Source organism: Algimonas arctica (assembly GCF_014652695.1).
GTDB classification, from domain to species: Bacteria; Pseudomonadota; Alphaproteobacteria; order Caulobacterales; family Maricaulaceae; genus Litorimonas; species Litorimonas arctica.
Window position 1 is genome coordinate 75,030 of record NZ_BMZH01000005.1, and the last position, 24,393, is coordinate 99,422.

General features: G+C 55.3%; 27 protein-coding genes. 8 read left to right on the plus strand and 19 right to left on the minus strand.

Going from position 1 to position 24,393, the window contains the following annotated elements; all coding sequences use genetic code 11:
- Positions 1-253 precede the first annotated feature (253 nt).
- Positions 254-625, plus strand: a complete 372-nt coding sequence (locus IE105_RS07440; protein WP_189497029.1) for a hypothetical protein — start codon at positions 254-256, stop codon at positions 623-625.
- Positions 626-673: 48 nt separating this feature from the next.
- Here IE105_RS07440 and IE105_RS07445 read toward each other — a convergent pair whose 3' ends face one another.
- From IE105_RS07445 to IE105_RS07485, 9 genes are all read right to left on the minus strand, one after another.
- Complete coding sequence (locus tag IE105_RS07445) at positions 674-988, minus strand: chorismate mutase (protein ID WP_189497031.1); 315 nt, start codon at positions 986-988, stop codon at positions 674-676.
- The gene (locus IE105_RS07450; RefSeq protein WP_233354040.1) at positions 981-1,967 is read right to left on the minus strand and encodes a M23 family metallopeptidase; all 987 of its coding nucleotides are present in this window, start codon (positions 1,965-1,967) and stop codon (positions 981-983) included. The genes IE105_RS07445 and IE105_RS07450 overlap by 8 nt, the downstream gene beginning before the upstream one ends.
- Positions 1,964-2,170, minus strand: coding sequence for a DUF2093 domain-containing protein (locus IE105_RS07455; protein ID WP_233354041.1), 207 nt, complete (start codon positions 2,168-2,170; stop codon positions 1,964-1,966). The genes IE105_RS07450 and IE105_RS07455 overlap by 4 nt, the downstream gene beginning before the upstream one ends.
- Before the next feature lie 51 nt (positions 2,171-2,221).
- Complete coding sequence (gene xseA, locus IE105_RS07460; protein WP_189497036.1) at positions 2,222-3,610, minus strand: exodeoxyribonuclease VII large subunit; 1,389 nt, start codon at positions 3,608-3,610, stop codon at positions 2,222-2,224.
- A gap of 120 nt (positions 3,611-3,730) precedes the next feature.
- Complete coding sequence (locus tag IE105_RS07465; protein WP_189497038.1) at positions 3,731-4,915, minus strand: potassium/proton antiporter; 1,185 nt, start codon at positions 4,913-4,915, stop codon at positions 3,731-3,733.
- A 467-nt stretch (positions 4,916-5,382) separates the two neighbouring features.
- Positions 5,383-7,269 (minus strand): CapA family protein, encoded by a 1,887-nt coding sequence (locus tag IE105_RS07470; RefSeq protein ID WP_308429084.1) that lies wholly within the window; start codon positions 7,267-7,269, stop codon positions 5,383-5,385.
- A 274-nt stretch (positions 7,270-7,543) separates the two neighbouring features.
- Positions 7,544-8,248 carry a COQ9 family protein gene (locus IE105_RS07475; RefSeq protein ID WP_189497042.1) on the minus strand — a complete coding sequence of 235 codons (705 nt, stop codon included), beginning with the start codon at positions 8,246-8,248 and terminating at the stop codon, positions 7,544-7,546.
- 7 nt (positions 8,249-8,255) lie between these two features.
- Complete coding sequence (locus tag IE105_RS07480) at positions 8,256-9,755, minus strand: ABC transporter permease (RefSeq protein ID WP_189497044.1); 1,500 nt, start codon at positions 9,753-9,755, stop codon at positions 8,256-8,258.
- Positions 9,755-10,708, minus strand: coding sequence for an ABC transporter ATP-binding protein (locus IE105_RS07485; RefSeq protein ID WP_189497046.1), 954 nt, complete (start codon positions 10,706-10,708; stop codon positions 9,755-9,757). The genes IE105_RS07480 and IE105_RS07485 overlap by 1 nt, the downstream gene beginning before the upstream one ends.
- 188 nt (positions 10,709-10,896) lie before the next feature.
- On the opposite strand from IE105_RS07485, the gene IE105_RS07490 reads away from it, so the two are divergent.
- Entirely contained in the window at positions 10,897-11,388 is a 492-nt protein-coding gene (locus IE105_RS07490) for an EF-hand domain-containing protein (RefSeq protein WP_189497048.1), read from the plus strand.
- Between the two features lie 2 nt (positions 11,389-11,390).
- On the opposite strand, the gene IE105_RS07495 is transcribed toward IE105_RS07490, so the two are convergent.
- Together IE105_RS07495 and IE105_RS07500 are read right to left on the minus strand one after the other, a co-directional pair.
- Complete coding sequence (locus IE105_RS07495; protein WP_189497050.1) at positions 11,391-11,954, minus strand: hypothetical protein; 564 nt, start codon at positions 11,952-11,954, stop codon at positions 11,391-11,393.
- Positions 11,955-12,010: 56 nt separating this feature from the next.
- On the minus strand, positions 12,011-12,274 hold the full coding sequence (locus IE105_RS07500) for a DUF2312 domain-containing protein (protein WP_267904665.1): 264 nt from the start codon (positions 12,272-12,274) through the stop codon (positions 12,011-12,013).
- A 186-nt stretch (positions 12,275-12,460) separates the two neighbouring features.
- Between IE105_RS07500 and IE105_RS07505 the strand changes: the two genes are divergently transcribed.
- Entirely contained in the window at positions 12,461-12,664 is a 204-nt protein-coding gene (locus IE105_RS07505; protein WP_189497052.1) for an HIG1 domain-containing protein, read from the plus strand.
- A gap of 39 nt (positions 12,665-12,703) precedes the next feature.
- On the plus strand, positions 12,704-13,279 hold the full coding sequence (locus IE105_RS07510) for a cob(I)yrinic acid a,c-diamide adenosyltransferase (protein WP_189497053.1): 576 nt from the start codon (positions 12,704-12,706) through the stop codon (positions 13,277-13,279).
- Here IE105_RS07510 and IE105_RS07515 read toward each other — a convergent pair.
- Positions 13,276-13,893, minus strand: a complete 618-nt coding sequence (locus IE105_RS07515) for an SCO family protein (protein WP_189497055.1) — start codon at positions 13,891-13,893, stop codon at positions 13,276-13,278. The genes IE105_RS07510 and IE105_RS07515 overlap by 4 nt on opposite strands.
- Before the next feature lie 106 nt (positions 13,894-13,999).
- Here IE105_RS07515 and IE105_RS07520 point away from each other — a divergent pair, with 106 nt between their 5' ends.
- Positions 14,000-15,328, plus strand: a complete 1,329-nt coding sequence (locus IE105_RS07520; RefSeq protein WP_189497057.1) for an ActS/PrrB/RegB family redox-sensitive histidine kinase — start codon at positions 14,000-14,002, stop codon at positions 15,326-15,328.
- A 130-nt stretch (positions 15,329-15,458) separates the two neighbouring features.
- Complete coding sequence (locus tag IE105_RS07525; RefSeq protein ID WP_189497060.1) at positions 15,459-16,004, plus strand: ActR/PrrA/RegA family redox response regulator transcription factor; 546 nt, start codon at positions 15,459-15,461, stop codon at positions 16,002-16,004.
- Positions 16,005-16,084: 80 nt separating this feature from the next.
- Here IE105_RS07525 and IE105_RS07530 read toward each other — a convergent pair whose 3' ends face one another.
- The gene (locus IE105_RS07530) at positions 16,085-16,639 is read right to left on the minus strand and encodes a fasciclin domain-containing protein (protein ID WP_189497062.1); all 555 of its coding nucleotides are present in this window, start codon (positions 16,637-16,639) and stop codon (positions 16,085-16,087) included.
- 191 nt (positions 16,640-16,830) lie between these two features.
- On the opposite strand from IE105_RS07530, the gene IE105_RS07535 reads away from it, so the two are divergent.
- Entirely contained in the window at positions 16,831-17,907 is a 1,077-nt protein-coding gene (locus IE105_RS07535) for an acyltransferase family protein (protein ID WP_189497063.1), read from the plus strand.
- Here the strand turns inward: IE105_RS07535 and IE105_RS07540 are convergent.
- Genes IE105_RS07540 through IE105_RS07555 form a run of 4 tightly spaced genes read right to left on the minus strand, consistent with a single transcriptional unit; the run spans position 17,904 to position 22,028 of the window.
- The gene (locus IE105_RS07540) at positions 17,904-19,865 is read right to left on the minus strand and encodes an ASKHA domain-containing protein (protein ID WP_233354042.1); all 1,962 of its coding nucleotides are present in this window, start codon (positions 19,863-19,865) and stop codon (positions 17,904-17,906) included. The two genes, IE105_RS07535 and IE105_RS07540, sit on opposite strands and share 4 nt — an antisense overlap.
- Positions 19,837-20,754, minus strand: a complete 918-nt coding sequence (locus tag IE105_RS07545; RefSeq protein WP_189497066.1) for a dihydropteroate synthase — start codon at positions 20,752-20,754, stop codon at positions 19,837-19,839. The genes IE105_RS07540 and IE105_RS07545 overlap by 29 nt, the downstream gene beginning before the upstream one ends.
- Before the next feature lie 9 nt (positions 20,755-20,763).
- The gene (locus tag IE105_RS07550) at positions 20,764-21,336 is read right to left on the minus strand and encodes a DUF1638 domain-containing protein (protein WP_233354043.1); all 573 of its coding nucleotides are present in this window, start codon (positions 21,334-21,336) and stop codon (positions 20,764-20,766) included.
- 2 nt (positions 21,337-21,338) lie between these two features.
- A complete protein-coding gene (locus tag IE105_RS07555; protein ID WP_189497069.1) occupies positions 21,339-22,028 on the minus strand; it encodes a cobalamin B12-binding domain-containing protein in 690 nt (229 codons plus the stop codon).
- 82 nt (positions 22,029-22,110) lie between these two features.
- Between IE105_RS07555 and IE105_RS07560 the strand changes: the two genes are divergently transcribed.
- Positions 22,111-22,374, plus strand: coding sequence for a DUF1289 domain-containing protein (locus IE105_RS07560; RefSeq protein ID WP_233354044.1), 264 nt, complete (start codon positions 22,111-22,113; stop codon positions 22,372-22,374).
- Here the strand turns inward: IE105_RS07560 and IE105_RS07565 are convergent.
- Together IE105_RS07565 and IE105_RS07570 are read right to left on the minus strand one after the other, a co-directional pair.
- On the minus strand, positions 22,371-22,829 hold the full coding sequence (locus tag IE105_RS07565) for a DNA polymerase III subunit chi (protein WP_189497071.1): 459 nt from the start codon (positions 22,827-22,829) through the stop codon (positions 22,371-22,373). The two genes, IE105_RS07560 and IE105_RS07565, sit on opposite strands and share 4 nt — an antisense overlap.
- A gap of 1 nt (position 22,830) precedes the next feature.
- Positions 22,831-24,339 carry a leucyl aminopeptidase gene (locus IE105_RS07570; protein WP_189497073.1) on the minus strand — a complete coding sequence of 503 codons (1,509 nt, stop codon included), beginning with the start codon at positions 24,337-24,339 and terminating at the stop codon, positions 22,831-22,833.
- Between the last annotated feature and the right edge of the window lie 54 nt (positions 24,340-24,393).

Here is a 24,393-nt window from a genome sequence, read left to right on the forward strand (position 1 = left end):
GGTCACTTTGTGACCTCACCCTTTACCTGCCAAGGCCCAAAAAAGGCAGGAACAAGGCATGCGGTCACAAAACCGATGGACACTTAGCAGATAAATCCACCCAAATTACCTGTGATAATGACGCTCTAAGCGCGCTTAGATTCCTGTCTCAAAGTTAACGGGTGATCGCAGTCAGGCGCTCTCTTTGCCAAATTCTCGCCCTAATCTGGTAGCTAATTCACCACCGCTGGGACATATTATAAAAGAGACACTCATGACGAAAACACTTCTTTCTGGCGTTGCCGCGATGGCTTTTGCTTTCGCCGCACCCACGGCATTCGCGCAAGATTCCCATGTTGAATCCGACAATGATGCGAAAATGAAAACAGAACAAATGATCGAAAAGGCGGAAAAAACCGCGGACGAGCTTGAAGACACCACAGATGAGCTTGAGGAATCGAGCGAGAAAATGTGGGACGCTGAAGACAGCGAAATCAACGACACTGACGATACTGTCGATGAGGACGTCGACACGGATATCGACAGTGAAGGCTATGTTACGCCGTTAGTGGATTGCCCCGAAGACACCACGGTTCAACCTGATGGCACCTGTATGGCCATTGGTGAGTGGACGCCTGACAACTAAGTCCAATTCCCCAACACATTTAGCCCTCGGTTTTCACCGGGGGCTTTTTTATGCCGATTTTTTCTCGCGCGTGGCATCCCAGCGGTCAAATTCATGCGCGATGCAGCGCTCTATCAGCTTGCGCCAAACCGGTTCGGCAATGGCGGGCGACAGGCCTTGCGCGCGCGCCTCAATCAGGACTTTTTCGACTACGTCTTCAATCCGGTCTGCATCATAGACCGCGTCGCGCGTCGGTTTGATCCGCGCCGCCGCATGCATATAGCCCTGCCGCGTCACGAGCAGGCGCACGAGCTCTCGGTCGAGCGCATCAACGCCTTCGCGAACCTCTATCATCGTCAAGCAATCTTGCGGCAACTTAGCCATGCGTCGGCCACTCCGTCAGTAATTCCGGGTCAAGATTACGCCCGCGCCATTTCAAGCGCCAGCAGAGATGCGGACCCGTCGAGCGGCCTCGGCTACCGACGGTCCCAATCTGTTGACCTTGTGTCACGCGCTGCCCTTCTTTGACCATCACGTCTTCATTGTGCAGATAGTAGGAAATCAGCCCCTGCCCGTGATCAATCATAATCAACGAGCCTTCGAAATACATATCGTCATCCGCGAGTGAGACGATGCCGCCTGCGGGCGCGAGAATCGGTGTGCCTTTGGGCGCCGCGAGATCAACTCCGAAATGCGGGCTCTTGGGTTCCCCATTCAGGATCCGTTGCGCGCCAAAATTGGTCGTCTTAATGTGGTCCGTAACGGGATAGGTAAAGCCGTCGCGAAAGCCGATTTCTTCGACCTTGGAGGCAAATCCTACTTTCTTGCGCGCGGACGCAGCGCGGATGCGTTTGAGGTCACTTTCCGAATATTCATTGACCATATTGCTCGGCAAGCCGTTGATGATGGACGTATCGTATTCGCGCGGCGTGATGGTAAAGTTCACACGGCGTTCGCCCACGCGCGCAAAGGCGGCGGGTTCATCGCGGTCAAAGCCAATAATGACAATGCCGTTTTTATCGGCTGTCTGGACGTAAACATCGTCTTCTGCGCGCCCAACTTCGACTCGGGCGTTCGGAGCTGTTTGACAGATCACCATGCCGCCCTGTCTGGTAATTCCGTGGCAGTTGAGATCAAGGTTCTGATTAACGCCCTCAACCATTTTTGTCCAAATCTGGTTCAACTCATCCTGAGTAGGAAGCGCGGCATCACAGTTTTCATCAGCCGTGCAACTCTCTTTAACCAAGCCGAAAACTTCAACGAATTGAGCGTCATTTGAGACTTCCGTAGAACTCTCTGTCGCAACGGATGGCTGAGCCAAACAGGCGACAATAAACGCTGATGCTATCGCAAGCCGCTTCATACTTCGCCAGCCTTTTGAAACGCCTTCAAGGCCGCATCGGCGTCCTTATAGGCTTCCTGACGGTCATCATTCCAGTAGCGCAATTCTTCGAGCGGAATTTGCTCGCCCGTTGTCGCGCAAATGACGTAGCCGCCGCCTTCGAGGATGGTGAAGTCAGAGCTGCCGTAGTGGAGCTGTGCTTCGCCATTTTTTTGAAAAAACATGTTCATAGTCTCGACATAGCGGCTGCGGGCCTAAATTAAAACAGGCCCAACTCAGAAGAGAGACGCCTGTGGTGAATTGGGAGGGCTGCTTTGTTTTTTTGCGGGCTTCTTGCGTGCTGTTGCCCCGTCAATGACAGCAGCGCGTTTCCCATCGGCGAAGGTCAGCGTCACACCCTGCCCCGGAGCCGGCGTCTCGGCAGAGCGAATGACCCCGCCGTCCACATCAGTCACCAACGCATAGCCACGCTTTAACACGCCTTGATAGCTGTAAGCATCGAGCAGGCTAGCGGCCCGATCAAGCCGGTTACGGCGATCCTCCAATCCCCGCAGCGCCGAGGCTTGCAACGCCCCTTGCACCCGGTTCAATCGCTGCGCGTGATCTTGCGTGCGCCGCCTCAGTTGCGCCGAACCGCCATCAACCAAGCGTGATCCAAAAGCGTTTAAGCGCATCCGTTTCGGATCCAGCAGTCGCGCCAAGGACGGCAGACGCGCCGCGTCGAACCGTTGGGTCGGCGGGCCGAGGACCGTATTGAGATGCGGGAGGCGAGCGCCGCGCAGGCGTACCTCGCGGTCATTCACGCTGCGCCGCAAGCCGCGCATCAACCGCAGACCCAAATCCGCGACCGTTTCCAACCAGTCGTCCCGCACCGGCACGGCCACTTCCGCCGCGCCCGTCGGCGTCGGTGCGCGTTTGTCAGAGACATAATCGATCAACGTCCAGTCGGTTTCGTGACCGACGGCAGAGATCAGCGGAATTTTCGAATTGGCCGCCGCGCGGACAACAATGTCCTCATTAAAACACCAGAGGTCTTCGAGCGATCCACCACCGCGCGCGACGATCAACACGTCGGGTCGCGGAAATCCGTCTGCGTGATTGAATCCGGTAATCGCCCCCGCGATTTGCTGCGCGGCCTTGTCGCCCTGCACAAGCACGGGCCAGACCAGCACATGCACCGGAAAGCGGTCTTCGATCCGGTGTAAAATATCGCGGATGACGGCTCCGGTTGGTGAAGTTACGACACCGATGACCTTGGGCATAAACGGCAAAACCCGTTTGCGATCCGCGTCAAACAAGCCTTCCGCCGCGAACGCTTTTTTGCGCCGTTCCAGCAGCGCCATCAACGCGCCTTCGCCCGCTAACTCCATCTTTTCAATCACGAGCTGATAGTTCGAGCGCCCCGGATAGGTGCTCACCTTCCCCTCGACGATCACTTCCATCCCCTCTTCAGGGCGCATGGAGAGGCGAGACATCGTGCCTTTCCAGATAATCGAATTAATAACCGCGCGGTCATCTTTCATATCCAGATAGCAATGGCCGGATTTCGCAATCGTGACGCGGCCCAATTCGCCTCGCACCCGCACACGACCGAAGCTTTCCTCAATCGTGCGTTTGATGTTCCCGGCGAGTTCCGAGACGGTAAATTCAGGGGCATTATCCATTAGAGTCCGTCTAGGGCAATTGGTGAACCGGGCAAAGGGCGATCCTCGGCTACCCGATGACGCAGTCCGTTGATCCAGAGGATCAACGGACAAGGAACCGCGCGCATCGGGCGTTAAAGCTTAATTATTGTCGAGCTTGAGGGCTTTGCCAAGAGTTCCGGCGGTGAAGCCTTGTAGAAGCAAGGACGCAACCACAATGACGAAGACAGTTTCGAAAAACAATATGTCGACCGGTCCCGGCGCAACAACCGGATAGATGGCCAATAAGATCGGAACCGCCCCTCTCAATCCAACCCAGCTGAGGAACACGAGTTCGCGTAAATTGAAACCGAGCGCCCCGACACTGAGGACAACGGCAACGGGTCGGGCGACAAAGGTCAGAACGCCCGCACAGATCAAGGCAGGAACAATGGAGTCCGGTAAATCGCTCGGCGTGACCAGAAGGCCTAGGATCAAAAACAGAATGATTTGGCTGAGCCACTGCATCCCTTCACTAAAGTTGGTGATTCTTTCCAAAGGTATTCGAAGCCAGTTCCGCAACGCGATCCCGGCAATGTAAATAGCTAGAAACCCTGACCCGCCGACTAAGCCTGTGACCGCAAAAATCAGAATACCTCCAACAATTGCCAAGACAGGGTAGGTGCCCGTTGGCATCGGCAGACGATTCATGAATTCCGCCAGTAATTTGCCGCCGACGACGCCGCCAATAACGCCAAAACCGATTTGTCCGACGACAAGCCAGACATAGCTGAGCCACTCGGCCTCCACGGCTTGGATGGTCGTGCCAATAACCGCCGTTAAGATCACGGTTAAGCTGATGGCAGCGGGATCGTTAAACCCAGATTCTAAAAGCAATGTATTCTTGACCCGGTCGGGTAATTTCAGTCCGCCTTGCTGTATGAGCAAGAAGGTCGCCGCCGCATCTGTCGGCGCGACAACCGCCCCCAGCAGCAAGGCATACATAATGGGCATGTCTAAGAGAAAATAGGCCGCTAAAGCGACAATCCCGGCCGTAATCAATACGCCGGGAACGGCGAGTATCAGTGACGGTGCACCCGACGAGCGAAAGACGCCTTTGTCCGCTTCCAATCCGCCCGCAAATAGAATGATAGCGAGCGCGACAGTCCCAAGGTCATAAGCCAGCTGAAAATCGTCGAAAGAAAAATTCCCGATACCATCTTCACCAATCAGCATTCCGACAGCCAGAACGACCAGAAGCAGCGGTGCTCCCGTTCGCCTTGCCAATGGAAATAGGGCGAGACTGATTAGAACAGCAAAGCTTATGAGGGCCAGAATGGGATACATGTTTCGTTATTGTGACCTGAAAACTGGTGTTCAATTTTGACGTTGTATTATGGGGCGGCGAGATAATTTCCTCCGCCTAACATGATAGAGAAAATTATAAATAAGTTATGATCGTCTTTCTGAGTTAAGTCACATGCAAGGGTCTGATTTCGCAATCATAACGCGGCTCTATTCCCCCACCCGCACAGGACCGGAGCTTGCCTCAATCGAGCGTTTGATGGCCTCGGCGGGTTCCGAGACCGTAAATTCAGGGGCATGACCCATTAGGACCACGCGAGGCCACTCCGGACAAAGGGCGACCCTCGGCTATCGTGTTAAACACACCCCCGCCCCCCCCGCCAGACAAAGAGCAATGCCTCTTTCGTTCGTTTCCGAAGCGGGTGCGTCTGACTTGGCAGTAAAATAAAACATCAGTATCGTTTAATCTAATGTCGAGAGAATTCGCAGCCAGAGTTCATTCGCATTAATCATCCACCTAAACCCTCATGTGGGGTTCCAATTGGAATGATCTCGATATCATCAAACTTTACCGGCGCTTTTGTATTTTCAATATTCAATAGGACACGCGAGGCATCGCTCTTCCAACTCGGAGCCTCAAACTCAAAGTGAATAGGTGTCCAGCTATCGTTCTTAATTTCAAAAGATCCCAGCGGCTCTAGTGGTGCATTTTTTAGCGCTTCGTATCGGTTCATTCCAGTTGGTCGATATTGAATGGACGCAGAAATCGTCGTGCCCTCTGATGCTTTGATATAGCCTTGCCAACGCATTCTATCAGCCGGGTAAACCCGCATGAATGTTTTTAAGCCAAATGTTGTAGGCTCATCTGAATTTATGGGTGTGACGTCTAAAGCATAGAGTCCATTTCGCGCGTCCGTACCAAGCTCGAACTTGGCGTTTTCGGCGGCCCATGTTCGTTCATAGGTTTCGAAGGTGTTATAGCTCTCAAAATCACCGACATATAAAATGTCATCTCTGTCGGATGGCTTGATGGCGGGTTCTGCCTGTCGACTATCGATAACGGCGTGACCGCCTGATCGACTTACGAGGGTGTTCCTCTCTTCCGATAAGCGGACGATCCGATCCAATATATAACGCCTTGTATCGTTGGTAGCAGGAACAGGTTTATACCCTTTCACATGGATTGGTATAATCTCCGCGCGGTAAAATTCATCGCCGTCCATCCAGACATTAATGACTGCCGCCGCATGGGTGGAATTAAAAAACTGATCAAAGGCAAAGTTACCAAGCGAATATGCAATCAACTTTCCCTTATATAGTTCGAAACCATGTGTAACGTGGGGATGATGCGCAACAACCAAGTCTGCACCATGGTCGACGGCTAGTTTCAATCGGGATTCCGTGGATGTGCTGGGCCGTTCGCTATACTCGCGGGATCCATGATATTGCACGACATCGATCTGATTTGAATTGACACCCGCGTTTAATGATCCTTGAATGTTATCTTCCGAACCATAAGCCGCGCCCCCCTTGTCTGGCTCCGCAACTTGATTTGGTGTCACGCGCCCCTTCCAACCCACAAAGCCCCAAGCCGAAACAGGCACGCCATCAAGATAGGCAATATGAGGTTTGAGGGCCTCAGCTTCACGTCGTCCGGCACCGGAAAAGCCGAGTTTGGAGTTTTCCAAAGCCGAAAGGGTCTTTTCCAGACCGGGCTCTAAATAATCATATGTATGGTTGTTGCCCAGCGACACATAATCGACGCCCATCCACTCTAAGGCTTTGATTATGTCCGGGTGTGTATAAAAAACAACACTCTTAGGTGCAGCCTCTACCGGCTCTGTTGTCGCAAGGGTCGTTTCAAGATTTATCGCGGCATAATCTGCGATTTCAAAATATGGCTTCATTTCCGACAAAATTGATTTCATATCTTCAAGACGCGTCGAGGTGTGAATGAGACGCTCTTCTTCCCATTGGGGTTTGAGATAACGCCGCCCCATCATAACGTCACCCCCGAAGGTCAAAAGTCGGCGGCCCGCTTTTCTTTTGACGAGAATTATGTCTGGGATGGAGGTTGTTCCATCTTTGGCCATCAATTCAGCTTGGGAAAATGTATGTACGCTATCGTAAAGCCCCGCCCCTGACAGTTTCACCCGATAAATGTCTTCGTTGGATACTGATATTGCGAACGTCCCATTTGGGCCAATAGGTTGCTTAACCCCATTTACTTCGACCGCGCTTCCCTTTGGAAGACGGGTTCGGTCAGCAAGCGACACAAACCCATTCACTAAATGACGATCGGCGCGTGTATTGTCAGAGGGCTGCGCACTATGGGTGCAAGCGGAAACGACAATCGAAGCGAAAAATCCAAAACATATAAATGAAACATTTGACATATTTAAATTTCTTGCTGGGGTGAGCAGACCGACATCGTGGAGTAAGCGAAATTTGCATGCCTTGACGAGGCACGCAATTTCTAAAAATGCGCATAAATATAGACGGGGGCTATAGCCGCGCTACTGCATCAGCATTTTTTGAAAATTCAACTTTGAAACACAAATGATCAAAGGCCCGCTACACGCACATAGTCAGCGTCCCATCAAGTTCACTATATGTCCGGCTTCGGGGAAAAACAGACACCCTAAATCGCGGTAGCTACAACCCAAGCATTTAACCAGCGCCGCGCCGGATACTCCGTTTTCGGCGGCGTGTGGGCAGGCCGCCTTTGGGCAGACCGTAACGCAGGCTCCCGAGGATTTGCGCCGGGTTCGGGGCGTTGGCCGTGGCTTTCCTGACTTGCGCCTTCAACTTTTCGAACTGCATAACATTGGCGATGCGGCGGTCGAGGAAACGGCGCGCGTCAGGTTTCCCGGGCAACGCATCGGACAACCAAATCGGGGCGGTTGAGGCAAGAACGGCAGAAAGAACCGCGCGTTTAGAATAGAAATTCGCGTCCGTTGACGTGTCGCCAATCGCGCGCCAAATCATATCCGCGGCGTTCCACGTGAGTTTGGCGCCTGTGCCGACACCGTCCGGAAGCGTTAGCCTCGCTTGGGCGCGCCGCGCCGCTTCCTCATGGCGTCCGACTTCGGACAGGCGGATCGCAACAGACTCTGTGACACGCTCTCGGATTTTCAATGTTTTCAGGTCCAAGGCTTCAATCTTGTCCCGTGCGGAGGTGTCCATCCGGTCAGACCAGAATTGAATAACCTCGATCACACCGTTTGGAAAATAAAGCGCGGACGCCCCCTTAGGCAGGCCTGCTTTTAGCGCGGCCTTGCCCAGCATGACATCGGTCCACCCTTCGAACGCCGCGTCATTTAAGGCCGCATCAAGAATAGCATGTCGAGCATTATCTGGGGTCATAGCTGTCATATAGGATTTAAACCGACTTTCGCAAAATCACGCGGCGGAACCAGCTGCTAATCGCGCTGACACCGGACCCGGATAGAACGCCAAAACGGAAGATCCGCGCACAGACCCACATCACGCCGACAACGGAACTTGCCAGTAGTCCCATCGATAGCAGAACCTGCCAGAGCGGCGGCTCACTCGCGAGGCGGATCATCATGGCAAAAGGCGAAGTCAGGGGAAAAATCGACGCAAAGATCACGATCGGACTATCCGGCGCATTCACCCCAATCACAATCACGCCCAGCCCCATAAATAAGACGAGCATAACAGGCAGAGACAGCGTCTGCGCGTCCTGCATGGATTGCGCGAGCGCGCCCAAAGCAATCAAAATCGCCGCATAAAACATATAGCCGAGCACGAGGAAGATGACAGACGTCGCTACGGTCGACGGGGGGAACGCTTCCCGAATAGCGGCGGCCTGTTCTGGATTACCAAAAAAGAAGAAACCAACCAGCCCCACTAAGATCACAAGGATATAAGGCGCGAGCGACGCCAGGGTCAGCAGGGCCGCGCCGAGCATTTTACCCAGCATGATTTCGGAAAACCGCGTCGACGCCAGCATCATTTCCAGAAGCTTATTCATCTTCTCCTCAATCATTGAGGTCAGCAGCATGAAAGAGCCGGCAAAGATTGTCATCAGGAGGAAAAACGCCAACCCAATCCCGGCTATAAACGGCAATTGGTCGAGCCTAGACACTGCGGCCGGATCATCGGCGGTCGCGCCCGATAGTTTTGCGGGATCAAAGACTGAGACCTGGGTGCGACTTTTCAATGCCTCATCATAGGCCTCCGATGTCAACTCACCCGTTTTAAGAAAGCGAGCTTTTGCCAAACCCCTGAAATAACGTTCCATCAACCGTTGAGCTGGGGCATTATTGAAGTTTTTAGACCAATATTGCGGCTCAGGCGCGTCTGCGGTGCCGCGAATAATAATGACACCGTTCAGACGGACCGATTTACCGTTTACGTCGAGCGAACGCTCACCCTCTAACCACGGCGCTAACGCCTCTAGGGTTGCGGCCGGGGGGGCAACGAAGACCATCGAAGCGGGCGGCAATTCAACTTGCGAGGCCACCATCGGGTAGCGGTCTTGCAATTCGGCCAGTCCAGCCGCTGCGCCGTCTCGTTCGACACGCGCGCGGAATCCTACTTGCTCAGCCTCGGGCAACAGAGCCGCCATCGCCTGAACTATCTCCGTCATTTGCGCATCCCGCTCTGCGGCAAAAGACTCGACAATAGCCTGACCATGCACACCCGTATCGTCAATGACGGTTTCATAGCGAGGCGGCGAAAAATCGATGTCGGCTGTTTGCATCATGATGCCAAAGCCCGCGAAGAGCACAGGGAGCAGGAACGATAGCCAGAAACCCCACGTCTTCACATACCCCATGAAATCACGCATCGCGATCAGCCAGATACGGGAGAATTTGGGCAAGCCCTTGCGACTCGAAAATTGGCGATCGGACATTAGGACAGTTCCTCAGTCATTTCGGCGTCGTCCGCGTCTAGCGCATCGCGGCCCACTAAGGCGACAAAGGCCTCATGCAAGCTCGCGCGCATCGGCTCGAACCGGGTCAAGCGCACCCCCGCCTGCACGCAGCGTTCTAATATATCGGGTGTTTGCGCTTCTCGCGATAGAAGCAAATCAAGCGCGCCGTCTGCGCGCCGTTCCATATCCACGGCAAACGGCGTAACGGTCTCGGCAAGACCGCTATTTTCTGACGCCAAGATAACACGGCGCGGGGCGTGGTCGAGGGCCTCTGAAACGGACCCGTCAAACACTTTGCCGCCGCGGCTCATCAGCAGGATGCGATCACACAGCCGTTCCGCATGTTCCATGACATGGGTCGAAAATAGGATGGTCCGCCCGCGCGCCGCAATCTCGCGCACCATCGTTTCGAGCACTTGCTGATTAACCGGGTCGAGACCGGAAAACGGTTCATCCAAAATATAGAATTCCGGATCATGCGCGATGGCAGACAGAAGCTGCACCTTTTGCGCCATGCCTTTGGACATGTCTTTGTTCTTTTTGCGTTTAGCGTCGCCCAGCCCGTAACGGTCAAGCATCTCATCAGCGGTGGCAAACGCCTCGCGCCGTTTGATCCCATTCAGCCGCGCCATATGCGCAATGGCTTCGCGGGCCGTCTGTTTTTTATAAAGCCCCCGTTCTTCAGGAAGAAAACCGACACGGCCAAAAGCGGATTCACCGGGCGGTCCGCCAAACAGCTTCACATCACCCGAATCGGGTTTCACATAGCCGAGCGCCATCCGGAGGGATGTGGTCTTGCCCGCACCATTGGGGCCCAAAAATCCAACAATTTCGCCGGGCCGAACCTCAAAGCTGACATTCTTGACGGCGGGCGTTCCGCCGTAAGATTTGGAGACATTGTTGAGCTGTAAAATTGGGGTGGTTTTATCCATGATGATGCCTTGGCGGAGCCCCCGCCTCGTTTCAACCCTGTTTGGCGCTTTGGGCGCAACCAACACGCTCTGCATCGCATCATGGTTTCGAAGGGCCTATCAAATCGCCTCGCGACGGCCTTTTTTCAGCCATTTTCATCGGGTCTTTTGTCGGTTCAATGAACCCGCACAATAAGAGAGGAGACTCCATGCCCCGCTTTCAAATCTTAGGCAGCCTCGCCCTGACCGCCCTATCGGCGGTGATCGCCGCCACACCCGTTCATGCCAGCACAAATCCGGCTGATTTCAGTCAAATCGATACGAACGCTGATGGTCTGATAAACTTTTCTGAGTTTGCAGCATTTTCAGAGTCCCACGGCCAATCCCGCACACAAGCCGCACAGATATTTATTGACCTTGCAAACGGCGATGTGCTGATTTCAAAAAAAGAATATGTGTCCGGCGACCGTGTCTCCGACCGTCCGACATGGGAGCGCGGTTACGCCTTGCCCGCATTAGAGACTGATGTTGAGCTCGTTGAGCCCGCCCTGATGGGAACAGGCCCTTTTGGTTCGGTCCCGGCTCAAGGGCAGATCATAGAAGTTACCCCGAATGAAGAAGTTGCGGGTGAAGTGATCCGCACGTTCGAGGATGAACGTCAAAACGGCGATATAATTTTATCGTCTAACGATTATCGCTAACCCTAACTATTATCGCTCACGATGCGTAGGAACGGCTTGCCGACAGGCGGCCGCGGTGGTTCAGGGTCGGGTGCGGTAATATCAGCGGGCACAGCCACCTCATCAAAACCTTCATCCAATTGCCGCACGCGCGGGGTAAACTTGGGTGTTTTCGATTTAAACGAGGAGCGTGGCTTGCTGTGCTCGAACCGGGGCCGGTCTAATTCTTCCGCCTGCCCCTTACCCTCAGTTTGGGGGTTTTTCTTCAAGTCTTTGACCTTTCGGTTCATCGCCGCGACGACGCGTTTTTGCGCGAAAGAGAGCGCGTCCCCTGGACGCCCTTTTTCCCGATCCTGAAACGCGGAGCCAAATTTATCCAGCCGTTCAGTGACGCTCTCGGCAAATTCGTCTTCGAATTCGCTAATTTCGCCTTTGTCTTTCAACGTCCGATGCAAACGCTCTAACTTACGCTGCGCATTGCGCGCTGAGCGCTCTCGCGTCTTCTGTTCTCTCTCGCGTTGCTTATCGAGCACCGCATCCCGCGCCGTTTGCTCCGCCTGCCATTGCTGTTTGTCGTAATCGGACATGACGGAACATATAGCGAACAAAACCCGCGAGGGCAAATGCGAAGATGGGGAGCGTCTTAATCTTCGAGCGCATCCATATAGAGGTCTAATAGCGCTTCTTGTTCGGCACGTTCATTGACGTCCTGCTTGCGCAGGGAAATGATCTTACGCAGCACTTTCGTGTCAAATCCGAACGATTTTACTTCGGAATAGACTTCACGAATATCGGTTGTCAGTTCGGCTTTTTCAGCATCGAGCCGTTCGATACGAGCGATAAATTGACGCAGTTTTTCGCGTGTGGCGTCGCCCATTTGGTCTGCGCGGTCGGATTCACTCATCATGGCAATATCTCTTATTTTATGGGCTTAAGCTTAGGTTTGGCAGTGTGCGGGTCGATCCGTTTCATACCCGTGTGACGTCGCGCCTGTCAGGCGCAGAGGCGTGCTTTTCTGTGGATGGTGTATTTTAATCACAGCCAAACCGGGTTTCAATCGTATAGGAACCAAGAAAACCAAAAGTGAGTCCCCATGTTTTACGTCCTTATTACTCTCGCCGCCCTCGCTATGCTGTATGTTGTCGCCACGCTCATCATCGGCGCCTCCCGTATGGCGCGAACCGGAAAAGTCGCCCGCGAACAATCCAATAGTTGGATGTGGAAACGCGTCGGCGCACAGGCCGTCGCGATTGGCTTACTTTATCTCGCGTTCCAGATCCGCAAAAATGGCGGCTAAGCACTTGATGTTCGGTTTCCCCCGTGAGGATAAAGCCACATGGTCAAATTGAACAAAATCTATACGCGCACCGGTGATGACGGCTCGACGGGCTTGGTCGATGGGTCGCGCCTGTCCAAGGATAGTGCACGGGTTTGCGCTTACGGCGATGTCGATGAAACCAATAGCGTCATTGGTCTCGTCCGACTGCATCTAACCCACACGGGGCTCAATCAAATTTTAGCCCGCATACAAAACGAACTGTTCGATCTGGGCGCCGACCTCGCCACACCATTGCCGGCCAAAGGCGACGCGGATAGCGAATATGCGCTGCGTATCGTGGCCTCACAGGTGACGCAGTTGGAAACAGATTTAGACGCGCTCAACGCGGATATGAGCGCACTGACGAGCTTTATTTTGCCCGGCGGCTCAGCCCCAGCGGCGTATCTGCATCAAGCCCGCACCGTAGCCCGACGCGCGGAACGTATGATGGTCACGCTCGCAGACGATACAGCCGTCAATCCGCACGCGCTTGCCTATATCAACCGCCTATCGGATTTTCTATTCGTGGCCGCGCGCTGGTGTAACGACCAAGGCGCGGACGATGTCTTGTGGGCTCCGGGCGCGAGCCGCTAGTTATTGGCCATCAAATACTGGCGGACACCCACGGCAATATCCGCGGGAGTCTGGCGCGGACCGTAATAGCTCGCGAGCTGCCCATCCGTTCCCATCAAATAGACGAGATCTTGGTGATCGACCGTATAATCCATGTTTGAATCTTCAAGCGGCACTTTCTGGGCATAAACTTTGTAAGCCGCTTTCATCGCGTCGATTTGCTCCACCGTTCCGGTAAATCCGCGCAGGCCTTTTGGGAATCCATTATTCGTCACATAAACTGCGAGCTGTTCCGGCGTATCCCGTTCCGGATCAACAGAGACTAAAACAAATTGTACCGCGTCGGCTGCGTCGCCCATTTGCGCTTGGGCGACCCCTAGTTTCTGCAATGCGATCGGACAAACGTCCGGACAATAGGAAAACCCAAAATAGACCAGCGTCGGTTGCCCTTTAAACGCCTCCTCGGTGACAACCGCCCCTGTCTCGTCAACAAGCGTGAACGGCCCCCCAATGTCAGCGGCGCCCGACGTTACTGTCGGACCTGCCCGGCCCGCGGTGCCCTCTGTGGTTTGAGGTCCACACGCCACCAAGGCGGTCGCGGCCGCAAAAGTTAGGATCGGAAGGAAAGCGCGCATAATCTGTCTCATGGTGATGTTGGCTCAACCGTATATAGGTTTAAGCGGTCTATAGAAAAGAGCCTCCTGATATAAGGACCTGAAAGAGAAGAAAGACTGCGGCAAAATGAACGCCCCCCCAGACATAAACCCGTTCTCGGCAATAGAGACCACAGGATCATCCCTACCGCCACGTCATCTGACAGGGGCGTTGCGGCGATACACGCTGGTCTTGCTCCGCTGGGGCGCCGTGCTCGGTCAGGCGGTGGCACTCTTGATTGTCGCGCAATTCTTTGGCTTTGATGTTGACCTTTGGCCGTCAATGGCCGTGATCGGGATTGCCGCCCTCGTGAATATCGGAGTCAGCCTCGGTTTGCCACTCGATCGCCGCGTGTCAGACTCCGAAGCGATAGCACAGCTCGGCTTTGATATTGGTCAATTAGCCCTGTTGCTCTACCTCAATGGCGGGGTCGAGAACCCGTTTGCGATCCTATTTCTCGCGCCAGTTGTCACCTCCGCCACGACCCTGTCAAAACGCGTCCTCGCCACAGTGGCCGGGACCGCCTTGATCGCAGCAACACTGCTTTTATTCTGGCACCAGTCCTTACCGTGGATCCCCGGCGTCGATTTCAGGCTCCCGCGCGTCTATGAAATCGGCATGTTGGCCGGGATTATCGTCGGGACCAGCTTCACGTCTTTGTATGCGTGGCGCGCCACAACAGAAAGCCGCACCATGAGCGCAGCGCTGGCCACGACGGAGCAGATGTTAGCGCAAGAACAGAAACTCTCTGCGCTCGGCAGTCTTGCCGCCGCCGCCGCGCATGAGCTCGGCACGCCCCTCGCGACAATCGCCGTAACCGCGAAAGAAATGACCCGGGAGCTTCCCGACGGTCCACTGGCGGACGACGCGAGGCTGGTTCTCGAACAGGCGCAGCGCTGCCGCGCAATCCTCGAACAACTGGCTCTACGGGGTGATACACCGGACCTTATTCACGAAACGCTCAGTCTGGAAGACCTGCTGGAAGAAGCCGCGGAAGGCTTCATCCACCGCGAAAAAGACTTGATCGTGGATAGTCATCAACCCGACGGAAAACTTCCGCTGATCATCCGCCGCCGTCCGGAACTACTCTATGCGCTCAAGAATTTCACCGAAAACGCGGTGGACTTCGCCAACACGCGGGTCGAATTGACCGCAACCGTGGACGACACATCCGTCCTCGTCACTATTGATGATGATGGCCCGGGATTCGACCCGCTTATCCGGACACGGCTGGGGCAACCCTATGTCACGTCCCGTGCCAAGGGGGGCAGTGCGGGCGGGCTCGGCTTGGGCGTCTTCATCGCGTCCACTTTGGTCGAGCGAACAGGGGGGAAAATCTATTTCGAGCGCAGCTCGATAGGGGGCGCACGCATCCGGTGTATCTGGCCCATCGCGCAACTGACACCCCAACTCTAAAACTAACACCCCACCTCTAAATACGTCACAATCGGTCTGACTATCATGCTATGGATATCACAGCTAAATTCTCGCAATCATAAAGCCATTCAACAGTACCGAACGTAAGTAGATTAGAAAAGGATGTGACATGAGCGAATATACGCTGCCCAATGATAATAGTCTGATGATTTTGGACGATGACGCGCCGTTTCGGACCCGTTTGGGCCGCGCGATGGAACAACGCGGCTTTGATGTTTTGACGTGTGAAACAGTGAGCGAAGCCCGCCGCGCCGTGCGTGATAAGCCACCCGCCTTCGCTGTGCTCGATATGCGGCTCGAAGACGGCAATGGCTTGGATGTTATCGACCAGCTGCACGAAGCCCGACCCGACAGCAAAATGGTCATGCTCACAGGTTATGGCAATCTCGCGACCGCTGTCTCAGCCGTCAAACGCGGCGCGGTCGATTATCTAGCCAAACCCGCCGATGCCGACGATGTCTGTAAGGCCTTGCTCGCCATACGCGGCGAAACGCCCGAACCTCCGGAAAACCCCATGAGCGCGGATCGTGTGCGCTGGGAACATATCCAGCGGGTCTATGAGCTCTGCGGGAAAAATGTCAGCGAGACGGCCCGTCGCCTCAATATGCACCGCCGCACGCTGCAACGGATTCTCGCCAAACGCGCACCGCGATAATTCCACCGCAAACATAGTCTACGCATTAAAAAGCCCCCGACATGTGTCGGGGGCTTTTCTCATTCTTGGATTTAAGCTGACTACTTAGGCAGCAAGTCAGACGTCACGACATGGACGATCCCATTGGACGTCATGACATCCGCTGTCGCGACGCTGGCTTTTCCGCCGTTTTCGTCTTTGACGTATAACTTACCCTCCCAAAGTTTGGCGGTCAGCTTGGCACCGGACAAGGTTGTCAGCTCGGCCATGCCACCATTCGCTTCAGCCAAGGCCGTCAGTGATGCCGCATCATAGGACCCGGCGACGACATGGCTCGTCAAGACTTTGGTCAGTTGCAGCTTGTTTTCCGCTTTCAACAAGGTTGCGACAGTCCCCTCTGGCAGGGCCGCAAAGGCATCATTTGTCGGGGCGAAAACTGTAAACGGGCCGTCTCCTGACAAGGCATCGGCAAGATCAGACGCTGTAACAGCCGCGACGAGTGTGGACAGGGCATCAACCGATACAGCCGTTTCGACGATGTTTGCGCTTGGTGTTATCGCGACAGTTTCATTTTTGGCGTGGTGGTTCGCAAAGGCAGGGGCCGCAGCGACAGAGGTGGCAAGTAAGGCAGCAGCAATGAGGGGCTTAATAGTCATTAGAAGTCTCTCTTTCAGTCATTCGTTCGGCCCGCTCATGCGGACTTGATGTGATTACGTCACACACAGGCCGATTGGACGCAGACCTCACGCGGATGTGAAAAACCTAACGTGCCCGTCATCAAACTTCTGGACATTTGACCCATATTCTTCCCCTAGTTATTCTGGCCCGGCTCTGACATGGAGACCGCATGTCTATTGCCACGCCATCACGGCTTGATCATGTGCAAGCGCTTCGCGGCGTCGCGGCCTTTCTGGTTTTGATGGCGCACCTCATGCAGATCGAAGGCCGCACAGCCGCCAATCCGATCCTCCCAAGCCAACTCGATTGGGGCATGATGGGGGTCGATCTGTTCTTCGTGATCAGCGGCTTTATCATGGTTTATATTACGCGTGATTGGCGCGCGGGCGGTGGGCGGAAAGTACCAGAGTTCCTGTTTGCGCGCATCTCGCGCATCTATCCGCTCTATTGGATCATCAGTGCCGCCCTTTTGGCTGTTTGGTTTATCCGCCCCGATCTGGTCTTCTCCAGCTCGCCAAATGACCCGCAATGGCTCAATTCGCTCTTGCTGGTTCCGGCCTACGCTTATCCGATGCTCGAAGTTGGCTGGACACTGGTATATGAGATGATGTTCTACATTCTCTTTGCGATCATCCTTGTTTTACCCGCACGGATGAGGCCGTTCGGTCTGTTGATCTGGGCCGTGCTGGTTGTGGCCGGAAACCAACTCGGCGGACAAACAGCCGGCGCGATCCCGTTTCATTTGTTTAGCTCCCTGAGCCATGAATTTCTGGCAGGAGCTGCCACCGCCCTGATTTATCTTCGATTTCAGGGTTCCCGCCCCTTTGCCTATGGACTGATCGGGATCGGTGTAATCGGCATGGGCGTGTGGTTTTTTATCGGCGGACCGTTTCAAGATGAATGGCCGCGCGTGCTCCGGCTTACTCTCCCTGCGTGTGCACTAATCCTCGGCGCGGCTTGGTTGGACCGACACGGCGCAACCGCGCCGCGCGCCGCCGTTACCTTAGGGGATTGGAGCTATTCGCTCTATCTGACGCATTTGCTCAGCTTGGTTTTACTGGGACGACTATGGACGATGGCGGGTCTTGCTGACCTCCCCGCCCTGATCCTAATCATTGCTTTGATCCTCTTTTCACTGATCGTCGCAGGCCTCACCTATCACTTGATCGAAAAGCCATTGATCCACCTCGCCCGACAAGCGCGCGGACGGCTTTTCACTCAGACCCGTTTAAAACGTCAGTCCTAGCGGTTCCGGCGACGACCGCCAGAACGACCGCCTCGGCGTCCATTCGGATTGCCTGTGCCGACCGGCGCAGACGGAAATGCCATACCCTCGACAAAATAATCCTGAAAGCGCGGCTCTAGAGCGGTCTCGATCTTGACGATGTCTTTGACGGCGGCGCGAATGCGCGCGCGTTGGCTTCGGTCCGTCAGACACATCGCCGCGCCCATGCCCGCCGCATTGCCAACGGCTTTGATTGTCGCCGCTCCATTATGGGGAATGATCCCGATCTCGGCGACATAGGCCGGGTCGAGATGGGTGCCGAACGCGCCCGCCAGCAACACTTCATCAAATGCCTCGCAGCCCAACTCCTCGGCGACCAAACGTGCCCCCGCCATCAGTGCAGATTTGGCAAGCTGCACAGACCGAATGTCTGTTTGCTTAAAGCTCAAATGGCCGATCAGTTGATAGGTCATGACGCCGCCATCTTGCGTGAAGCGGTCCGGCGCGACGTCCGAGCGAAACAGGCCAGACCGATCAATCAGACCCGCGCGCGCAAACTCGACCATGACTTCGAAAATCGCCGAGCCGCAGAGGCCCGGCACAGCGTGGTCGCCAATTGTTTCGTCCGTCAACCAGTCGTCATGGCCAATAATTTTGACGCGGCATTCATGCGTAACCGAGTCGATACGGACCCGTTCAACCGCGCCTTCACAGGCACGCACACCGCAGCTAATTTCCGCGCCTTCCAGTGCTGGGCCTGTTGGCGAGCTGGCCGCCGCCACTTTGCCATTATGGGTGAGCACGATTTCGGCATTCGTGCCAATGTCCACGAGTAAAACAGAACGCCCCGCCATCCGGTCCATTTGGGTCAGATAGGCGGCCGCCGTATCCGCGCCAACATGGCCACCGATGAGCGGCAGGAGCGAGATACGCGCATGTCGCACCAAGCCGAGGTCGAGCATATCGCCCGGCAAGTCGACCCAGTCTTTAACCGCCAATGTGAACGGGCTTTGCCCCAGCGGCGTCGGGTCAATCCCAACCAGCGTATGGTGCATAATCGGATTGCCGACACAGACCAGCTCAAGGATTTGATCGGCTTCAGCCTCTACCGCCGCACGTGCGTCAGTGAGCATTTCGCGGAGTTGTCCCTGCACCGCCGCCGCGAGTTTTTCACGCCCGCCCTTATTCATCATGACATAACTGACCCGGCTCATCACATCTTCGCCAAACCGAATTTGCGGGTTCATGGCTGAAGCCTGATGGACCAAATGGCCGGAGACAAGGTCATAGAGATAGAGCGCCACAGAGGTTGACCCAATATCAATCGCCGCGCCGAACAGACCCTCACGCTGCGGTGGCCAGAGATCTACGACCTCGGCGTCGTCGCGGATGACGGCGATAAGTGTGCGGTCATGGGCGGCCAGCAAGGGCTGAATTTTAAGGACAAGGTTCGGCGCCATCCGGAGCGCGCCGCCGAGCTGCTCGATCAGGCTTTCCGTGTCAGACATATGCGCGTGCAATGTCGGTTCTGGCAGTTGCACCATTTGCAAACGAACCGGCGGGTTCACCAGAGGACCGGGCGGGCGGGGTAACTCAAAAGCGGCCTTGCGAATGGCGCTCTCCGTATGGCGCGCGTGGGGCGGCACATCGATAACGACGTCGCCCATAATCTTGGCGCGGCACGCGAGGCGCAAACCTTCGGCCATCTCGCCATCGTGGATGGCCTTCTTTTCCGCCGGGCGCAGTTTGAATAGCGCCTCTTCCGTCACTGTCAGGCCGAATTTAGAATGTTGGCCTGTTTGGAGCGAACATTGACATCGTTTGCATATCCCCTGCCCGCCGCAGACCGATTTAATGTCCACGCCCGCGCGTAAGGCGACGTCAAATACGGTCTCGCCGTCGTCCGCTGTCGTCTGAACCCCAGACGGGGTGAAGATGATTGTATGTTGTTTAGCCGCGTCGACCACTGCGGCCCCCACGTCGACCGCCTCCGCGACGCCCTTCGCCCTCAGCGCCTTCTACGGGTTTCGGGCGGCTGCGCGCGATCCAATTGGCACAATTCGGATCATTGCCCGCCAGCATATCGGCGGCCTTAATCGCAGGCACGAGACCTTCGTCATAAACGTTCAGGATCGCGCTGGTCATGCCCGACGCCTGCACCATGGGCAGAAACGCGTTGTGAACCGCGTGGCGGTTCGGGAGACCGAAGGCAACATTGGACGCGCCGCAGGTGGTGTTCACGCCCAGCTCTTCACGCAATCGTCGGACCAGACGGAACACATCACGGCCCGCACTATTTATCGCGCCAATTGGCATGACGAGCGGATCAACGACCACGTCTTCGGCCTTAATGCCGTAATCCGCCGCGCGGTGAACGATGCGTTTGGCGATTTCGAACCGGACATCGGGGTCTTCGCTTATCCCGGTTTCATCATTGGAAATGGCCACAACTGCGCAATCATATTTCGCGACGAGCGGCAGGATGCGCTGCATCGACTCTTCTTCTGCCGTTGTCGAATTAACCAGCGGGCGGCCTTTATAGGCGGCCAAGCCGCTCTCCAGCGCATCAAGCACGGAGCTGTCGATCACGAGCGGCACATCCACTTCGCTTTGCAGCAGGGTGATGACTTCGGACATGATCTTGGCCTCGTCCGTCAGCGGAACCCCGACATTGACGTCCAGCACTTGCGCCCCGGCTGCGATCTGTTTTTTGGCTTCTGCGATCACGCGCCAATAATTACCCTCGGCCAGTTCCTTGGCAAATTTCGGGCGATTGGTTGGATTGATCCGCTCCCCAATCATGACGAAAGGTTGGTCGAAACCAATGACGACTTCTTGAGTAGGAGAGGCGAGAATAGTGCGGGCCATAAAATACCTTTAGGCGGCAAGACGCGCGAGATCACGCGCAAAGGGGGTCAGCCCGGTCGGGCGATGCTCAAACGTCAGATCAAGCGCGACAGCGGCCGCTTTGGCACGCGCCAGAAGGTCGGCATCCTCAGTCTGGGATAGAAAGACAAGACGCTTATAATTGCCGAAATACATGTCGCGGAGTTCGGGTTTTCGGTCCAGCCCGAGCGGTCGCATCACCATTGCATCGAATTGACGGGCTAGAAAATCTGTCAGAAAAAACGTGCCCAACTCTTCGGTCATCATGTCGTCGAAGTCGGTCACGCCCGTGAAAAACGCATAGCAATGCGCGCCAGGGAGCCGTTGCAGATCGCGCGCCGTGCATAAACGATCCAGCGCGCCGCCTGTCCCGCAATCGCCTAGCGCGAGGATGGTGCGGTCATGCTGCCCGACGGTGTCATCCAGAATAGTCGTGATCGCCGGGACAATCCGGTCGGGAGTATTATGCAGCGTCGCGGGAAAACAGCGCAGCGTAAAGTTTGGCAGCTGATCGGCCACCGCCCTTACTTCGCGCGCCAACGCGCCGCACGCTATGATGAGCACACTCACGGCCTGTTGACGCCGACAATCGTCTTGGCGAGTTCCGCCGTCGTTGCCGCATCCGGCCCGTAGGCGTTCGCATGAATCGCATCGGCAAATTCTTTGTTCACAGGCGCGCCACCGACCATGACTGGCAGGTTTTTGAGCATATTGCGCTTGTCTAAATCTTCGATCACCACGCTCATATAGGGCATCGTCGTTGTTAGCAGCGCGCTCATGCCGAGGATGTGCGGGTCGTGTTTATCAATGGCTTCGAGGAATTCATCAATCGATGTGTTGATGCCGAGATCGAACACTTCAAAGCCCGCCCCTTCCAGCATCATGCCGACGAGATTCTTGCCGATATCGTGGATATCGCCCTTGACCGTGCCAATGACAACGCGCCCGGTTGAAGTCTGCGTGTCGGAGGCCGCGAGGATTGGGCGCAGCAAATTCATGCCGCCCTTCATCGCATTGGCGGCAGACAGGACTTCGGGAACAAACAAAATACCATCGGCGAAATCGAGGCCGACGATGCGCATTGCATCGACAAGGCTCTCTTTGAGGATACGGTTCGCGTCCCAGCCGCGGTTGAGCAATATCTGCGTTCCTTCGGCAATTTCCGGTCCCATCCCGTCATAGAGATCGTCTTTCATCTGCTCGACAAGTTCGTCATCGGACAATTCAGCCAGGATCAATTCAGGTTCATCGCTCATGAAAACCGCCTTATGTGAGCCCTGCTGAAAAGTCGATATAAAAAAACCTTTATATGTTAATATTTCGGCGCTAGAGGGGCGTATGGCAAATGATATGACCCCTGAAGAGATTGCAGCGCTCGAGCCTGTTGAATCCCCCTGCATGCTGATTTGTGCGATGGACCGCGACAGCGGCCATTGCTTTGGCTGTGGCCGAACGACGGACGAAATTGCCTATTGGGGATTACGGACCAAGGATGAGCGCGACGCGATCATGGCCGAGCTGCCCGCACGCCTGCCGCCGTTGAAGGTAAAGCTGGAAGAACGGCGCGCGAAACGTCGCGTTAATCGGCGGAACAGAGGCTAAGCCTTCTTCTCCCAGCCCCCGTTTGAGGTTTGTTGCCAGTAGCTCATCGCCGCGCCGCGCTCTTTAAGCGCTTTCCAGCGCCCGCGTTCGCGCTGCACGGCCTCTTGTGAGCGACCATCAATCATCACCATGACGCGGGACACACCATCACCTAACGTCACATCCGCGCCATCAATCAAGAAAACAGCGTCGAACCCTTCAGCCGTTTCGGTCGTGTTCGCGAGCAAAATGGGTTGTTGATCCGCGCGGCCTTGGTCTTCGCGACCATGCGGCAGAAAGCTGTGGTCCTGATAGGTCCAGAGATAGTCATCCCAATCGGCGAGATCAGAGCCGTTTGGCAGGCGCACCAAAGCGCGCCAACCCTTTGAGAGTGTTTTAGAGAGTAAATCCGGCAGCACGCCTTTCAGCGTGCTGGCTTCGAGGTGGTAGAACCAATATTCGGGTTGGTCTGACAAATCAGCCTTCGTGATTATCGGCGATCCAACGGTTCAGCAAGCGTACACCAAAGCCCGTCCCGAACGTCGTTTCGCGCGGATCCGTGCGTTGGTTTTTCATGCCCGTGCCCGCGATATCTAAATGCGCCCATGGCGTATCCTTACCGACGAAACGTTTGAGGAATTGCGCCGCGGTGATGGAACCGGCTGCGCGTCCGCCAATATTTTTCATATCGGCATTGGGCGAGTTCAGCAGTTTATCGTAACTCTTAGCCAACGGCAGACGCCAGACTTTGTCAGTGGATGCTTCGCCCGCTAGGCTGATTTGTTCCGCCAAACCGTCATCGTTGGAGAACAGACCCGCATGATCATGACCCAGCGCGATAATGATCGCGCCTGTCAGTGTTGCGAGATCGATCACGGCGGCCGGTTTGTATTTCGTGATGCCGTAATGCAGCGCATCCGCCAGCACGAGTCGGCCTTCGGCGTCTGTATTCTGCACTTCGATGGTCTGTCCGCTCATGGAGGTCACGATATCGCCCGGGTTTTGCGCGCGGCCATCCGGCATGTTTTCAACCATGCCAATAATCCCGATCACGTTGGCCTTGGCTTTGCGTTTGGCCAGCGCCATCATCGTGCCGGATACCGCCGCAGAGCCGCCCATGTCGCCCTTCATGTCCCACATATTCGCGCCGGGCTTGAGGCTGATACCGCCGCTATCAAAGGTGACACCTTTGCCGACGAGCATGGCAGGCTTGTCGCCCTTTTTGCCGCCGTTCCAATGCATAACAACCAGTTTACTCTCACGTTCAGAGCCGACACCGACACCGAGCAGTGCCCACATGCCAAGCGCTTCCATCTCCGCTTCGCCAAGCACTTCTACCTCGACACCAATCTCTGACAACGTCTGCAAACGCGCCGCATAATTAGCGGGGAAGATAACATTGGGCGGCTCATTCACGAGGTCACGCGCAAACACGATGCCGTCACCAATCGGGCCATAATAATTATCATACGCTTTTTGCGCGGCGTCCGGATCATCTGTCGCGACATGGACGGCGGCGAGCGGCTTTGTTTTGGATAGGGTCGCTTTGGATTTATGGCGATTGAACGCATATGTCGCGAGACGCGCCCCCAGCGCCGCCCGGGCAGCATCATCAGCGGTCGCATCGGAGCCGCCCAGATGAATGGTCAGGTTACGAATGCCCGAACCTGTCATCGCTTTAGCAGTTTCAGCGACGGCCATTTCATAATCAAAGGTCTCTGAGGTCCCGCGCGCCCGAACATAAACCTTTACGGTCGCATCGCCGTTCGACACAAATGTCGAGAATTTCTGCCCCGACTTGCCCTTAAAGCCTGTCGCTTCGGCAACAGCATCCAAGCCTGCATTTGGATAAAGGCGATCATAACCAGAATTTTTGCCATGATCGGCAATGACAAGCGCCGCGCCCTGTGTCGCGGCCTCATCTTTTACGAAAGTGACTGTGACCGTTTCGGTCAGGTCAGCGGAATTATTGTCTGAAGTAGCCATGACGTCCAATACAGGTAATATATGTTGAGTTCGTAATCGTCTTCTGTCTGGTAA